We start from the raw sequence: 13,907 nt of genomic DNA on the forward strand, positions 1-13,907 counted from the left end.
CAACGATATGTACGAGCGTACGCAACGGCTGCCGCTACGGTGTCCCGCATGACGTATCCCACGGGGCCCCACAGCTACGGCTATCCGCCCCCGCCCCCACCGCCGAAGCCGGGCGTGATACCCCTGGCGCCTCTGGGTCTGAGCCAGATCCTGACGGGCGCCTTCGCCACCATCGGCCGCTACTGGAAGCCCCTGCTCGGCGTGGCCTCGGCCGCCTACGGTGTGGCCCTGCTGGCGCTCGCCGCGGTCGGCGGGATCGCGTACCTGGCGGTCGCCGACCACATGCCCGGCGTCTTCGATCTGCCGAGCGGGCAGGAGCCCAGCTGGGACGACGGGCGCCCGCTGCTCTTCGCGTTCGGCGCCGTGTGGCTGGTCGCGCTCGTCGGGATGCTGGTCGCGAGCGCCGTGGTCTACGCGGCGTGCCCCGCCGTCCTCCAGGAGGCGGTCCTCGGCCGGCCGACGACCTTCGGCGCGATCTGGCGCCGCTCCTGGTCGCGGATGCCGGCGGTGGTCGGCACGGTCTTCCTGACGACGCTGGTGATGGCGGTGCCGCTCGTCCTCTTCGCCGTCGCCATGATCGGCTTCATCGTGGTGCTCGTGACCGCCGCGGCGAACGCGAGCGGCGGAGCGGATTCGGCGGCGTTCTCGCCCGTCCTGGTCGTCGTGGCCTTCCTCGTCGCCCTCGCCACCCTGCCGCTGGCCACCTGGATCTGGGTGAAGCTCAGCCTGGCCCCGTCGGCGGCGGTCTTCGAGGGCCAGGGCGCGACGGCCTCCCTGCGCCGCTCCAACGAGCTCGTGCGCGGCGCGTGGTGGCGGGTCTTCGGCGCGCTGATGGTCGCGGGCGTCATGGCCGGGGTGGCGAACGGAATGATCCAGCAGGTGCTGAGCCTGCTGCTCTCGGCCCCTCTCTCGGTCACCGACACGAACGGCTTCGACTCCGCGAGCGAGGTCCTGATCGCCCTCGTACCGATGGTGCTGGTCGTCCTGGTCGGCGCGCTCCTGGCCCAGGCCCTCTGCTCGGTCTTCCCGCCCCTGGTCACCGGCCTGGTCTACGTCGACCAGCGGATCCGCAAGGAGAACCTGGGACCGACCCTCGCACAGGCGGCCGGGACGCCCCCGTTCAGTCCGTGAGGGACCGCTTCGGCCGCAACACGCAGAACTCGTTCCCCTCGGGGTCGGCGAGGACCACCCAGGTCGCGTCCTCACCCTGACCGACGTCGAGCCGGCGGGCGCCGAGCCCGATGATCCGCTCGACCTCCGCGTCCCGGTCGTCGGGCACGAGGTCGATGTGGAGCCGGTTCTTGACGGTCTTGGACTCCGGCACCGGCAGGAAGCACATCCCGGGCCAGGCGTGCTCGTCGGCACCGATGACGATCTCGTCCTCGTCCTCGAAGAGGACCTTCCAGTCGAGGACCTCGGCCCAGAAGCGGGCCTGGCCCGGGAGGTCGTGACAGTCGACGGCGAGGTGGTACATGCGAACGGCCATGCCCTCAGTCTTTCTGAAGGGCACGGCCGTTCGCATGGTCTTCGCGCGGAAACCTCAGACGTTGAACCCGAGCGCGCGCAGCTGCTCGCGGCCGTCGTCCGTGATCTTGTCCGGGCCCCACGGCGGCATCCAGACCCAGTTGATCTTCAGCTCGTTGGCGATGCCGTCGGTCGCGGCCTTCGCCTGGTCCTCGATCACGTCGGTCAGCGGGCACGCCGCCGACGTCAGGGTCATGTCCAGCGTGACGACGTTGGAGTCGTCGATGTGGATGCCGTAGATCAGCCCGAGGTTGACGACGTCGATGCCCAGCTCGGGGTCGACGACGTCGTACAGCGCCTCGCGGATCTCTTCCTCGGAGGCCGGCTTCATGGTGGCCTCGACGTTCTCGGTCATGCCGACTTCCTCTCCGCGTCGCCCAGCGCCTGGGCCGTCGCGTCCTTCCACGCCATCCAGCTGAGCAGCGCGCACTTCACCCGGGCCGGGTACTTGGAGACACCGGCGAACGCGACGGCGTCCTCCAGGATCTCCTCCATCGCGTCGTCCGGCTCGAGCTTGCCCTTGGACTGCATCAGCTCCAGGAACGTGCCCTGGATCTTCTGCGCCTCGGCCAGCTCCTTGCCGACGAGCAACTCGTTCAGGATCGAGGCCGAGGCCTGGCTGATCGAGCAGCCCTGACCCTCGTAACTGACGTCCTCGATCCGCGAGCCGGCGTACTTCACCCGGAGCGTGATCTCGTCGCCGCACGTCGGGTTGACGTGGTGCACCTCGGCGTCGCCGTCCCGAAGACCGCGCCCGTGCGGGTGCTTGTAGTGGTCCAGGATGACGTCCTGGTACATCGAATCCAGCTTCACGAGGTTCCCCTAGCCGAAGAAGTTCCGTACGTGCTCCAGACCCTCGACCAGGGCGTCGACCTCGGCCGGGGTGGAGTACAGATAGAACGACGCCCGCGTGGTCGCAGGAATTCCGTACCGCAGGCAGACCGGCCGCGCGCAGTGGTGGCCGACCCGGACCGCGATGCCCTGCTCGTCGAGGACCTGGCCCACGTCGTGCGGGTGGATGTCGCCGAGCGTGAAGGAGATCGCCGCGCCGCGGTCCTCGGCCGTGGTCGGGCCGATGATCCGCAGGTCCGGCACCTCCTGGAGGCGACGGACGGCGTACTCGGTGATCGCGTGCTCGTGGCGCGCGATGTTCTCCATGCCGATCGCCGACAGGTAGTCCACGGCCGCGCCGAGGCCGACGGCCTGGGCGATCGGGGGCGTACCCGCCTCGAACTTGTGCGGAGCCGGCGCGTACGTCGAGGAGTGCATCGACACCGTCTCGATCATCTCGCCGCCGCCGAGGAACGGAGGCAGGTCCTCCAGGAGCTCCTGCCGTCCCCAGAGCACGCCGATGCCCGTCGGACCGACCATCTTGTGACCGGTGAAGGCCACGAAGTCGGCCTGCAGCGCCTGCACGTCGAGCACCATGTGCGGCGCGGCCTGCGAGGCGTCGATGCAGACCAGCGCACCGACCTCCTGGGCGCGCCGGATGATCGTCTCGACCGGGTTGATCGTGCCCAGCAGGTTCGAGACCAGCGTGAAGGAGACGATCTTGGTCTTCTCGGTGATGACCTCTTCGATGTTCGAGAGGTCGAGACGGCCGTCGTCGGTGAGGTTGAACCACTTCAGCTTCGCGCCCGTGCGCTGCGAGAGCAGCTGCCACGGCACGATGTTGGAGTGGTGCTCCATCTCGGTGATGGCGATCTCGGTCTCGTGGTCCACCCGGTAGGGCTCGTCGGCCCAGCCCAGCATGTTGGCCACGAGGTTGAGCGACTCGGAGGCGTTCTTGGTGAAGATCACCTCGTCGCGGCTCGGCGCGTTGATGAAGGCCGCGACCTTGTCACGGGCGCCTTCGTACAGCGCCGTCGCCTCCTCGGCGACCGTGTAGACGCCGCGGTGGACGTTGGCGTTGTGACGCTCGTAGTACGTGTTGAGCGCGTCGAGCACCTGGCGCGGCTTCTGCGAGGTCGCCGCGGAGTCCAGGTACACGATCTTCTTGCCGTCGTGGACCACGCGATCCAGGAGCGGGAAGTCCTTGCGGATCGCCTCGGTGTCGAGGAGGCCGGAGAGCCCCTGATGGGCAGATGTCACGCGGATGCGCCACCCTTCACGTACTTGTCGTAGCCCTCGTTCTCCAGCTGGTCGGCGAGCTCGGCGCCGCCGGACTCGGCGATGCGGCCGTTCGCGAAGACGTGCACGAAGTCGGGCTTGATGTAGCGGAGGATCCGCGTGTAGTGCGTGATCAGCAGCGTGCCGACCTCACCGGTCTCACGGACGCGGTTGACGCCCTCGGAGACGATGCGCAGGGCGTCGACGTCGAGGCCGGAGTCGGTCTCGTCGAGGATCGCGATCTTCGGCTTCATCAGTTCGAGCTGGAGGATCTCGTGGCGCTTCTTCTCGCCGCCGGAGAAGCCCTCGTTGACGTTGCGCTCGGCGAAGGCCGGGTCCATGTGGAGCTTCTCCATGGCCTCCTTGACCTCCTTCACCCAGGTACGCAGCTTGGGCGCCTCGCCGCGGACGGCGGTGGCGGAGGTGCGCAGGAAGTTGGAGACCGAGACGCCGGGGACCTCGACCGGGTACTGCATGGCCAGGAAGACGCCGGCGCGGGCGCGCTCGTCGACCGACATCTCCAGGACGTCCTCGCCGTCCAGGGTGACGGTGCCGCCGGTGATCGTGTACTTCGGGTGGCCCGCGAGGGAGTACGCCAGGGTCGACTTGCCGGAGCCGTTGGGGCCCATGATGGCGTGGGTCTCGCCCTGCTTCACGATCAGGTCGACGCCCTTGAGGATCTCCCGGGGGCCGTTCTCGGCCTCGACGGAGACGTGCAGGTCGCGGATTTCAAGCGTTGCCATGGGTGACTCAGGACTCCTGGGTGACGGAGACGAGCACATCGTCCCCTTCGATCTTTACGGGGTATACGGGGACGGGGCGCGTCGCGGGAAGGCCGGACGGCTTGCCGGTGCGGAGGTCGAAGCTGGAGCCGTGCAGCCAGCACTCGATGGAGCAGTCCTCGACCTCGCCCTCCGAGAGGGAGACGTTGGCGTGCGAGCAGATGTCGTTGATCGCGAACACCTCGCCCTCGGTGTGCACGACCGACACCGGGGTGCCGGCGACCTCGACCCGCTTCGGGGTGTCGGCCTCCAACTCGCTCAGCGCGCAGACGCGGACGAAGTCGGCCATCAGACGGACGCCTCCAGCTCCGCCTCGATCTTGGTGATGAGGCGTTCCTCGACGTCCGGCAGCCCGATCTGCTGGACCAGCTCGGCGAAGAAGCCGCGGACGACGAGTCGCCGGGCATCGCCCTCGCTGATGCCGCGGGACATCAGGTAGAAGAGCTGCTCGTCGTCGAAGCGGCCGGTGGCCGAGGCGTGACCGGCGCCGGCGATCTCGCCGGTCTCGATCTCCAGGTTCGGCACGGAGTCGACCCGGGCGCCGTCCGTGAGGACCAGGTTCCGGTTGAGCTCGTACGTGTCGGTGCCCTCGGCGGCGGCCTGGATGAGGACGTCGCCGATCCAGACGGCGTGCGCGTTCTGCCCCTGCAGCGCGCCCTTGTAGGCCACGTTGGACTTGCAGTGCGGCATGTTGTGGTCGACCAGGAGGCGGTGCTCCTGGTGCTGGCCGCCGTCGGTGAAGTAGAGGCCGAAGAGCTCGGCCTCGCCGCCGGTGGCCGCGTAGCTGACCCGGGGGTGGAGACGGACGACGTCGCCGCCGAAGGTGACCACGACCGACTTGAAGGAGGCGTCGCGGCCGACCAGCGCGTTGTGCTGGGCGACGTGGACGGCCTTCTCGTCCCAGTCCTGGACGGAGACGACGGTCAGCTTGGCGCCGTCGCCGAGCAGGTAGTCGACGTTGGAGGCGAGCACCGCGTCACCGGTGTGGTCGATGACCACGACGGCCTCGGCGAAGGCGCCGAGCTCGATGACCTGGTGGGCGAAGGCGACGCCGCCCTCGCCGTGCACGGCGATGCGGATCGGCTCGCCGAGGACGGTCTCCTTGGCGACGGTGACGACCGAGGCCTTCTCGAAGGAGGAGTACGCCTGGGCGGCGACGCGGTCGACGGGCGTGCCCGCCTTGCCGACCCGCTCGTCGTCCCGGCCGACGGTCTCCACGGTGACGCCCTCGGGGGCCTCGATCACGACCTTGACGCCCTCGCCGGCCGCGACGGCGGTGCCGTCGTGCAGCCCGCGCAGGCGCTCCAGCGGGGTGAACCGCCACTCCTCCTCGCGGCCGTGCGGCACGGGGAAGTCCGCGACGTCGAAGGACGGGGGCGCGCTCATGCGCGTGGCGACGGTGGACTCTGCGGCCACCGCGATCGAGCCGGCGGTGGTGGAGCCCGCCGGGATGTTCTGAGCCTCAGCCATGGCTGTCGTGTTGCTCTCTTCCTGCGTACGTAAAGGTCGGTCGCTGCTACGGGTACGGGGGCGTCAGCCGACCGACCCCTCCATCTGCAGCTCGATCAGCCGGTTCAGTTCGAGCGCGTACTCCATCGGGAGCTCCTTGGCGATCGGCTCGACGAAGCCGCGCACGATCATCGCCATCGCCTCGAACTCGGTCATGCCGCGGCTCATCAGGTAGAAGAGCTGGTCCTCGGAGACCTTGGAGACCGTGGCCTCGTGACCCATCGAGACGTCGTCCTCGCGGACGTCGACGTACGGGTAGGTGTCCGAGCGGGAGATCGTGTCGACGAGCAGCGCGTCGCAGAGCACGTTCGACTTGGCACCCGGGGCACCCTCGCCGATCTCGATGAGACCGCGGTAGGAGGTGCGGCCGCCGCCTCGCGCCACCGACTTGGAGACGATGTTGGAGGAGGTGTTCGGGGCCATGTGGACCATCTTGGCGCCGGCGTCCTGGTGCTGGCCCTCGCCCGCGAAGGCGATGGACAGGGTCTCGCCCTTGGCGTGCTCGCCCATCAGGTAGACGGCCGGGTACTTCATGGTGACCTTGGAGCCGATGTTGCCGTCGACCCACTCCATGGTCGCGCCCTCGTAGGCCACGGCGCGCTTGGTGACCAGGTTGTAGACGTTGTTCGACCAGTTCTGGATCGTCGTGTAGCGGCAGCGGCCGCCCTTCTTCACGATGATCTCGACGACCGCGGAGTGCAGCGAGTCGGAGGAGTAGATCGGGGCGGTGCAGCCCTCGACGTAGTGGACGTAGGCGTCCTCGTCGACGATGATCAGCGTCCGCTCGAACTGGCCCATGTTCTCCGTGTTGATACGGAAGTAGGCCTGCAGCGGGATCTCGACGTGCACGCCCTTCGGCACGTAGATGAACGATCCGCCGGACCACACGGCCGTGTTCAGCGAGGCGAACTTGTTGTCGCCGACCGGGATGACCGTGCCGAAGTACTCGCGGAAGAGCTCCTCGTGCTCCTTCAGCGCGGTGTCGGTGTCGACGAAGATGACGCCCTGCTCCTCCAGGTCCTCACGGATCTGGTGGTAGACGACCTCGGACTCGTACTGGGCCGCGACACCGGCGACGAGGCGCTGCTTCTCCGCCTCCGGGATGCCGAGCTTGTCGTACGTGTTCTTGATGTCCTCGGGCAGTTCCTCCCAGGAAGCGGCCTGCTTCTCGGTGGAGCGCACGAAGTACTTGATGTTGTCGAAGTCGATGCCCGACAGGTCCGAGCCCCAGCTCGGCATGGGCTTCTTGTCGAAGAGGCGCAGACCCTTCAGCCGCAGCTTCAGCATCCACTCGGGCTCGTTCTTCTTGTCGGAGATGTCGCGGACGACAGCCTCGTTGAGACCGCGCTTGGCAGTGGCACCGGCGGCGTCGGAGTCGGCCCAGCCGTACTCGTACCGACCCAGGCCCTCGAGCTCGGGGTGGCTGATCTCGGTGGTCATGCGGGGTTCCTCCCGGCCGTGCTTGCGGATGCTTCTGATTCGGTGGTCTGTGGGGCGCTGTGCGGGATGAACGTCGTGCAGACGCCGTCACCATGCGCGATGGTGGCGAGACGCTGGACATGCGTTCCCAAGAGGCGGGAGAAGATCTCCGTCTCCGCCTCGCACAGCTGGGGGTACTGCTCGGCGACATGGGCGACCGGGCAGTGGTGCTGGCAGAGCTGCTCGCCGACCGGCGCGTTCCGCGCAGTGGCAGCGTACCCGTCCTTGCTGAGCGCCTTGGCGAGCGCCTCCGTACGGCGCTCGGGCTCCGCGGCCTCGACGGCCTCGCGGTAGGCCTCGGCCTGGTGCTCGAGACGGTCGCGGGCGAACGCCGCGACAGCGGCCTCCCCTCCCGCGTTCTGCTCGATCCAGCGCAGGGCGTCCACGGCGAGCGAGTCGTACGACTGGTCGAAGGCGTCCCGACCGCAGTCGGTCAGCGCGAAGACCTTGGCGGGGCGGCCCCGCGTACGGGCGCCGTACACGCGCTTCTCGCGGGCTTCGACGACATTGTCGGCGACGAGCGAGTCCAGGTGCCGACGGACGGCCGCCTGGGTCAGGCCCAGCCGCTTCGCCAGATCGGCGACCGTCGACGGGCCGTGATCCAGGACGGACCGCGCGACACGGTTGCGCGTGGAGCGCTCACCGGTCGCGAGTTCCTCCACGGGAGCCTCGTCGACGTTTTTCACAACGCCATTGTTGCGTAATTCCTCCGGCAGTGACAAGCGACACCGGGACGGGGCCACGGTGCCGTGCATCACTCAGGTAAGGCTTACCTGACCTGCGGAAATGATCATTCGTAGGACGAATACCTGCGGGTTCGGCCCCCCGCGCCGGATGCGGCCCGGAACGCTCTCTAGACTTCCGGGCATGCGAAAAGAGTCCGTCGACGGTGCCGCCGTTCGGGTACGCGGCCTGGTCAAGCGGTACGGGAGCAAGACCGCCGTCGACGGTCTCGACCTCGACGTCCGGGCCGGCACCGTGACCGCCGTGCTCGGCCCGAACGGGGCCGGGAAGACCACCACCATCGAGACCTGCGAGGGCTACCGCAGGGCCGACGCCGGCACCGTCCGTGTCCTCGGCCTCGACCCGGTCGCCGACGCGGCCCGGCTGCGCCCCCGGATCGGCGTGATGCTCCAGTCCGGCGGCGTCTACTCGGGCGCCCGCGCCGACGAGATGCTCCGCCACATGGCCAAGCTGCACGCCCACCCGCTGGACGTGGACGCCCTCATCGAGCGACTCGGCCTCGGCTCCTGCGGCCGGACCACCTACCGCCGGCTCTCCGGCGGCCAGCAGCAGCGCCTCGCGCTCGCCATGGCCGTCGTCGGCCGCCCCGAGCTGGTCTTCCTCGACGAGCCCACCGCCGGACTCGACCCGCAGGCCCGCCACGCCACCTGGGACCTCGTCCGCGAGCTGCGGACCGACGGCGCCACCGTCGTCCTCACCACGCACTTCATGCACGAGGCCGAGGAGCTCGCGGACGACGTCGCCATCGTCGACGCCGGGCGTGTCGCCGCCCAGGGCAGCCCCGAGGAGCTCTGCCGCGGCGGCGCCGAGAACACCCTCCGCTTCTCGGGCCGCCCCGGGCTCGACCTCGGCTCGCTGCTCAAGGCGCTGCCCGACGGCACCCAGGCCGCGGAGCCGACACCGGGGACGTACCGCATCAGCGGCGACGTGGGCCCCCAGCTGCTCGCCACCGTCACCACCTGGTGCGCGCAGCACGGCGTGATGCCGGACCGCATCTCGGTCGAACGCCACACCCTCGAAGACGTCTTCCTGGAACTGACCGGCAAGGAGCTGCGCTCATGAGCAGCGGTACGCACACGGGTACGTACGCGCCGAAGCCGGGCGCCGCGCCCGTCGGACGCATGATCGCGGCGCAGACGGCCCTGGAGACCAGGATGCTGCTGCGCAACGGCGAGCAGCTGCTGCTCACGGTGATCATCCCGTCCCTGCTGCTGGTGCTGTTCTCGACCGTCGACATCGTGGACACGGGGTCCGAGAAGGCCGTCGACTTCCTCGCGCCGGGCGTCCTCGCGCTCGCCGTGATGTCCACCGCCTTCACCGGCCAGGCCATCGCCACCGGCTTCGAGCGCCGGTACGGCGTCCTCAAGCGGCTCGGCGCCTCGCCGCTCCCCCGCTGGGCGCTGATGGCCGCCAAGACGCTCGCCGTCCTGGTCACCGAGGTGCTCCAGGTCGCCCTGCTCACCGCGATCGCGCTCGGGCTCGGCTGGTCGCCGCAGGGGGACCCGCTCTCGGTCCTGGTGCTGCTCGTCCTCGGCACGGCCGCCTTCTCGGGCCTCGGCCTGCTGATGGCCGGCACCCTGCGCGCCGAGGCGACGCTGGCCGCCGCCAACCTGGTCTTCCTGCTGCTCCTGGTCGGTGGCGGGGTGATCGTGCCGCTGGACAGGTTCCCCGATGCGGCCCGCTCCGTCCTGGAGCTGCTGCCGATCTCGGCGCTCTCCGAGGGGCTGCGGGACGTGCTCCAGGGCGGCGCCGCGCTGCCCTGGGAGCAGGCGCTGATCCTGGCCGCCTGGGCGGTCCTCGGGCTCGGCGCGGCGGCGAAGTTCTTCCGCTGGGAGTAGCGGAGGGGTGACGTTCCGGGGCGACTCCACCCGTAACGCACCCCTCGTGAACGCATGCACAAGCCCCGTCCTACGATAGGGCGCGTGCTGACCCCCCTCGCCTACATCGCCAAGCGCTGGACCCCGTCCCCCGAGACGCTCCGGCGCGCCGCGCTCTCCGCCGTCGTGATGAGCGTCCTCATCATCGTCACGGGAGGCGCGGTCCGGCTCACCGGCTCCGGTCTCGGCTGCGACACCTGGCCCAAGTGCACGGACGACAGCCTCATCGTCACTCCCGAGCAGGGCTATCGCGGCGTGATCGAGTTCGGCAACCGGATGCTGACGTACGTCCTGTCGGCCGCCGTCGGCTGGGCGATCATCGCCGCACGCTCCACCAAGCCGTGGCGGCGCGGTCTGACCCGGCTCGGCTGGGCGCAGTTCTGGATCGTCATGAGCAACGCGGTCCTGGGCGGCATCACCGTGTGGATGGGCCTCAACCCGTGGACGGTGGCCGGCCACTTCCTCGCGGCCAACTCCCTCCTGACCGTCGCCGTGATCACCTGGCACCGCGCCGGCGAGGGCGACACGGCCCCCCGGCGCCGGGTCCCCGGCCCGGTCCGCAAGCTCTCCTGGGCGATCATCGCCACCGCCGCGGGGCTGATCGTCCTCGGCACCGGCGTCACCGGCTCGGGCAAGCACGCCGGCGACTCCAGCGACGTCCCGCGCATGCCGTGGGACTGGACCGCCGCCGCCCACCTGCACGCCATCGCCGCCTGGGTGGTCTGCGCCCTCGCGCTCGCGATGTGGCTGGTGCTGCGGGTCGTCGACGCCCCGGACGACACCCGGGCGCGCGCCCGTGACCTGCTGATCGTGCTCCTCGCCCAGGGCGGGATCGGCTACGTCCAGTACTTCACGGGTGTCCCCGAGCTCCTCGTCGGCGCCCACATGCTCGGCTCCGCGCTGATGTGGGTCGCGGTCCTGCGTCTGGCCCTGAGCCTGCGCGAGCGCCCGTCGGCCGCCCCGGAGATCCCGACCCAGGCCGACGTGGCCCTGGCGGCGAAGGCCTGACCCCCGCTCGGGGCCGTCAGTCCAGCCGGTAGACCCTGCGGGCGTTGCCCGCGGCGATCATCGTGGCCACCCGTTGGGCGTCGCCCAGGGACCAGGAGCCGTCGACGACCCATTCGCCGAGCACCCGGTTCAGCGCGCCCCGGAAGACGCTCGCCGCGACGACGTGCAGCTCCGGCAGGGCCTGCGCGCCGCTGGAGAAGAGCAGCTTGCCGAAGGGCGCCAGCTCCAGGAGTTCGGCGAGGACGGCCGCCGCCCGGGCCCCGGTCCGCGCGAGGACGGAGCCCAGGTCCGCGTAGACGTGCGGGAAGAGGCCGGTCAGCTGGGCCGTCTGCCGGTGGTACGGGTATCCGTGCAGCAGGACCACGTCCGTGCCCAGGCCGCCCGTGGCCGCGGCGAAGTCGGCGAGCCCGGCCGGTTCATCGGCTCCCACGTGCAGCTGGAGCGGCCGCCCCGAGGCGACCGCGACCCACAGCAGGTGGCGCAGCAGCACCGGGTCGGTCAGCCGGCCCCCGACCGTCCGCCCGGCCAGCCAGCGCCCGGCCGCCCCGCGCACCTCCCCAGGCCCCGGCGGCTCGGCGGCCTGGGCGAGCCCGCGGCTCACGCCCGCCACGGAGGTGAAGGCGACGGCGGTCGCGGCGGCGCCGTGGACGGCCTCGGCGAGGTTGGCGAGCAGCGCCTCGACGGAGCCGGAGGTGTCGGCGACCTGTTCGGCGAGGAGTTCGAGCCGGACGATCTCGTGCGCGGCGGCGGCGCCGGCGGAGGCGATCTCGGCGGGGCCGGTCAGATCGCCGGGGACGCCGGTGTCGACGAGGTAGGTGGAGATCCCGGAGGCGCGCAGCAGCCTGCGCCCGGACTCCAGGACGCCCAGTTCGCGTCGGCGGGCGAGGTAGCGGGCCGGCGGGCAGTGCGGCTCCAGGCCGAGCAGCGGCGGGCACCACCGGCGTACCGCGAAGCCGGTCTGGGTGTCGAAGAAGGTGGTGCCGGGCGCGGCATGACCGCCGGTCCTGCCGAGGTGGGCCTCGAAGGTGCCGAGGCCGAGCTCCGTGCGGAGCACCCCGTGGCAGTACTGGTCCACCAGGCTCGGGGTCGCGATCATTCGGGGGGCTCCCTGCGTGGACGTTCTTCCACCCGTCCTAACGGGTGAGCCCCACCCGAGGTTGTTGCCTCCCGCGTCGAACGGACACGCGGGAGAGGCGGCCTACCCGTTCGACGGGCCGCCCAGCTGGATCCCGGCCATCCGGGACCACTCGTACGGGCCGGTGACGACCTTGGCGGCGAACTCGCCGTCGAACTCCTCGTGGAGGGTCAGTCCGGCCTTCTCGGCCGCCTGCTCCGCGATCGCGTAGGTGGGGGCCACCAGGTCGCCCCAGCCGCCGTCCTCGCCGACGAGGACGATCCGGGTACCGGACTGGCCGATGTGGGCGAGCTGCCCCTCGGCGCCGCCGTGCTCCTTGGAGAAGGCCTGGATCCGCTTGGCGAGCCTGGCCGCCCTGCGCTCCGCCTGCTTCGTGTCTGCCATGGACAGGATGCTACCGACGGGTAGATCAATTGGCGACGGCCGGTGCACGTGGTCTTGCCCACGTGCGCCGGCCGTTCGTCCAGGACCCGGGGCGTCTACCTCAGGAAGGGGTCGACCGCGACCGCCACGAAGAGCAGCGACACATAGGTGATCGACCAGTGGAAGAGGCGCATCTCCTTGAGCTTCGCGCCGGTCGCGCCGTTCTTCGCGCGGCTCAGCAGCGCGTGCGCCTCCCAGAGCCACCAGCCGCCGGTCAGCAGCGCCACCGTCATGTAGAACCAGCCGGTGTAGCCCAGCGGGGTCAGCAGCAGCGAGACGAACACCATGACCCAGCTGTACGCGACGATCTGCCGGGCCACGACCTTGTTGGAGGCGAGGACCGGGAGCATCGGCACGCCCGCGCGGGCGTAGTCGTCCTTCACCTTCATCGACAGCGGCCAGTAGTGCGGCGGCGTCCAGAAGAAGATGACGAGGAAGAGGATGATCGCGGCCCACGACATCGAGTTGGTGACGGCCGACCAGCCGATCAGCACCGGCAGGCAGCCGGCGATGCCGCCCCAGACGATGTTCTGGGAGGTGCGCCTCTTGAGGATCATCGTGTAGATCACGACGTAGAAGAGGAGCGCGCCCAGCGAGAGGGCGGCGGAGAGCCAGTTGACCAGCAGGCCGAACCAGACCGTGGAGACGACGGCGAGGGTCAGACCGAAGACCAGGCCCTCACGCGGGGTGAGGACACCGGTGACCAGCGGCCGCTGGGAGGTGCGGTCCATCAGCGCGTCGATGTCGCGGTCGATGTACATGTTGAGCGCGTTGGCGCCGCCCGCCGACAGGTAGCCGCCGAAGCAGGTGGCGAGCACCAGCCACAGGTTCGGCACACCCTGCTCGGCGAGGAACATCACCGGAACAGTCGTGATGAGCAGCAGCTCGATGATCCGCGGCTTGGTCAGCGCCACGAATGCCTTGACGCGGGCCCCGAACGGCCGATGGCCCCCCGGGCTGGGAGTCAAGACGACCCCTGCGGGTCGGGACTCGACGGCCGTCACGCACACCCCTGACAGAGAATTCCCAGCAAGCTCCCCGGATGAAGACGGGGTGAAGACTTGCGCGTACCACGCCACTGTAGACGTTGCCCATACGCCGATCTTCGCGGGGGTGGGGTCGTGTTGAGGGGGCTCGTCCCAAGGGATGGACAGCGCTCCGCACGGCGCTCGGGAGGCGAAGTGACAGAGTGACCGGCACTCTTGCCATGTCTTCTGTTTTCCGGCGCGCGCACTCGAAAAGATGGACGTGACGACGGGGGTAGGCTCGACACCGCCGGTACACCCTCAGTCACCGGCATCCAGTACATGTGGAGAG

The 13,907-nt window shown here is 69.9% G+C and carries 16 protein-coding genes; 4 read left to right on the forward strand and 12 right to left on the reverse strand.

Features of this window, described 5'->3' with window-relative positions; all coding sequences use genetic code 11:
* Window positions 1–48: 48 nt before the first annotated feature.
* Window positions 49–1,131, forward strand: a complete 1,083-nt coding sequence (locus ACIPPS_RS16080) for an oxidoreductase (RefSeq protein WP_401431715.1) — start codon at window positions 49–51, stop codon at window positions 1,129–1,131.
* Here the strand turns inward: ACIPPS_RS16080 and ACIPPS_RS16085 are convergent.
* From ACIPPS_RS16085 to ACIPPS_RS16125, 9 genes are all read right to left on the reverse strand, one after another.
* Window positions 1,121–1,486 (reverse strand): VOC family protein, encoded by a 366-nt coding sequence (locus ACIPPS_RS16085; protein ID WP_401431718.1) that lies wholly within the window; start codon window positions 1,484–1,486, stop codon window positions 1,121–1,123. The two genes, ACIPPS_RS16080 and ACIPPS_RS16085, sit on opposite strands and share 11 nt — an antisense overlap.
* Window positions 1,487–1,540: 54 nt before the next feature.
* Complete coding sequence (locus tag ACIPPS_RS16090; protein ID WP_401431720.1) at window positions 1,541–1,879, reverse strand: metal-sulfur cluster assembly factor; 339 nt, start codon at window positions 1,877–1,879, stop codon at window positions 1,541–1,543.
* The gene (sufU, locus tag ACIPPS_RS16095) at window positions 1,876–2,337 is read right to left on the reverse strand and encodes a Fe-S cluster assembly sulfur transfer protein SufU (protein ID WP_401431722.1); all 462 of its coding nucleotides are present in this window, start codon (window positions 2,335–2,337) and stop codon (window positions 1,876–1,878) included. The genes ACIPPS_RS16090 and sufU overlap by 4 nt, the downstream gene beginning before the upstream one ends.
* Before the next feature lie 9 nt (window positions 2,338–2,346).
* A complete protein-coding gene (locus ACIPPS_RS16100; protein ID WP_401431724.1) occupies window positions 2,347–3,615 on the reverse strand; it encodes a cysteine desulfurase in 1,269 nt (422 codons plus the stop codon).
* The gene (gene sufC / locus ACIPPS_RS16105) at window positions 3,612–4,376 is read right to left on the reverse strand and encodes a Fe-S cluster assembly ATPase SufC (RefSeq protein WP_260228614.1); all 765 of its coding nucleotides are present in this window, start codon (window positions 4,374–4,376) and stop codon (window positions 3,612–3,614) included. The genes ACIPPS_RS16100 and sufC overlap by 4 nt, the downstream gene beginning before the upstream one ends.
* A 7-nt stretch (window positions 4,377–4,383) precedes the next feature.
* Window positions 4,384–4,704: a bifunctional 3-phenylpropionate/cinnamic acid dioxygenase ferredoxin subunit gene (locus ACIPPS_RS16110; protein WP_401431727.1), complete on the reverse strand. Its 321-nt coding sequence runs from the start codon at window positions 4,702–4,704 to the stop codon at window positions 4,384–4,386.
* Window positions 4,704–5,885: a Fe-S cluster assembly protein SufD gene (sufD, locus tag ACIPPS_RS16115; RefSeq protein ID WP_401431730.1), complete on the reverse strand. Its 1,182-nt coding sequence runs from the start codon at window positions 5,883–5,885 to the stop codon at window positions 4,704–4,706. Before sufD ends, ACIPPS_RS16110 begins: the two co-directional genes overlap by 1 nt.
* A gap of 63 nt (window positions 5,886–5,948) precedes the next feature.
* A complete protein-coding gene (gene sufB / locus ACIPPS_RS16120) occupies window positions 5,949–7,364 on the reverse strand; it encodes a Fe-S cluster assembly protein SufB (RefSeq protein WP_401431733.1) in 1,416 nt (471 codons plus the stop codon).
* Complete coding sequence (locus tag ACIPPS_RS16125; RefSeq protein WP_401431735.1) at window positions 7,361–8,089, reverse strand: helix-turn-helix transcriptional regulator; 729 nt, start codon at window positions 8,087–8,089, stop codon at window positions 7,361–7,363. Before ACIPPS_RS16125 ends, sufB begins: the two co-directional genes overlap by 4 nt.
* Window positions 8,090–8,270: 181 nt before the next feature.
* Here ACIPPS_RS16125 and ACIPPS_RS16130 point away from each other — a divergent pair, with 181 nt between their 5' ends.
* Genes ACIPPS_RS16130 through ACIPPS_RS16140 form a run of 3 tightly spaced genes read left to right on the forward strand, consistent with a single transcriptional unit; the run spans window position 8,271 to window position 11,032 of the window.
* Window positions 8,271–9,209, forward strand: a complete 939-nt coding sequence (locus tag ACIPPS_RS16130) for an ABC transporter ATP-binding protein (RefSeq protein ID WP_401431738.1) — start codon at window positions 8,271–8,273, stop codon at window positions 9,207–9,209.
* Window positions 9,206–9,985 carry an ABC transporter permease gene (locus ACIPPS_RS16135; RefSeq protein WP_401431740.1) on the forward strand — a complete coding sequence of 260 codons (780 nt, stop codon included), beginning with the start codon at window positions 9,206–9,208 and terminating at the stop codon, window positions 9,983–9,985. The genes ACIPPS_RS16130 and ACIPPS_RS16135 overlap by 4 nt, the downstream gene beginning before the upstream one ends.
* 54 nt (window positions 9,986–10,039) lie before the next feature.
* Window positions 10,040–11,032, forward strand: a complete 993-nt coding sequence (locus tag ACIPPS_RS16140) for a heme A synthase (RefSeq protein WP_401431743.1) — start codon at window positions 10,040–10,042, stop codon at window positions 11,030–11,032.
* 16 nt (window positions 11,033–11,048) lie between these two features.
* On the opposite strand, the gene ACIPPS_RS16145 is transcribed toward ACIPPS_RS16140, so the two are convergent.
* The 3 genes from ACIPPS_RS16145 to ACIPPS_RS16155 all read right to left on the reverse strand — a co-directional run bounded on the left by ACIPPS_RS16145 (window position 11,049) and on the right by ACIPPS_RS16155 (window position 13,594).
* On the reverse strand, window positions 11,049–12,128 hold the full coding sequence (locus ACIPPS_RS16145; RefSeq protein ID WP_401431746.1) for an amidohydrolase family protein: 1,080 nt from the start codon (window positions 12,126–12,128) through the stop codon (window positions 11,049–11,051).
* Window positions 12,129–12,230: 102 nt separating this feature from the next.
* On the reverse strand, window positions 12,231–12,551 hold the full coding sequence (locus ACIPPS_RS16150; RefSeq protein WP_401431748.1) for a hypothetical protein: 321 nt from the start codon (window positions 12,549–12,551) through the stop codon (window positions 12,231–12,233).
* Between the two features lie 95 nt (window positions 12,552–12,646).
* Entirely contained in the window at window positions 12,647–13,594 is a 948-nt protein-coding gene (locus ACIPPS_RS16155; RefSeq protein ID WP_401431750.1) for a heme o synthase, read from the reverse strand.
* Between the last annotated feature and the right edge of the window lie 313 nt (window positions 13,595–13,907).

Origin of the sequence: Streptomyces sp. NPDC090127, assembly GCF_044746945.1 — a bacterium.
Classification (GTDB): domain Bacteria; phylum Actinomycetota; class Actinomycetes; order Streptomycetales; family Streptomycetaceae; genus Streptomyces.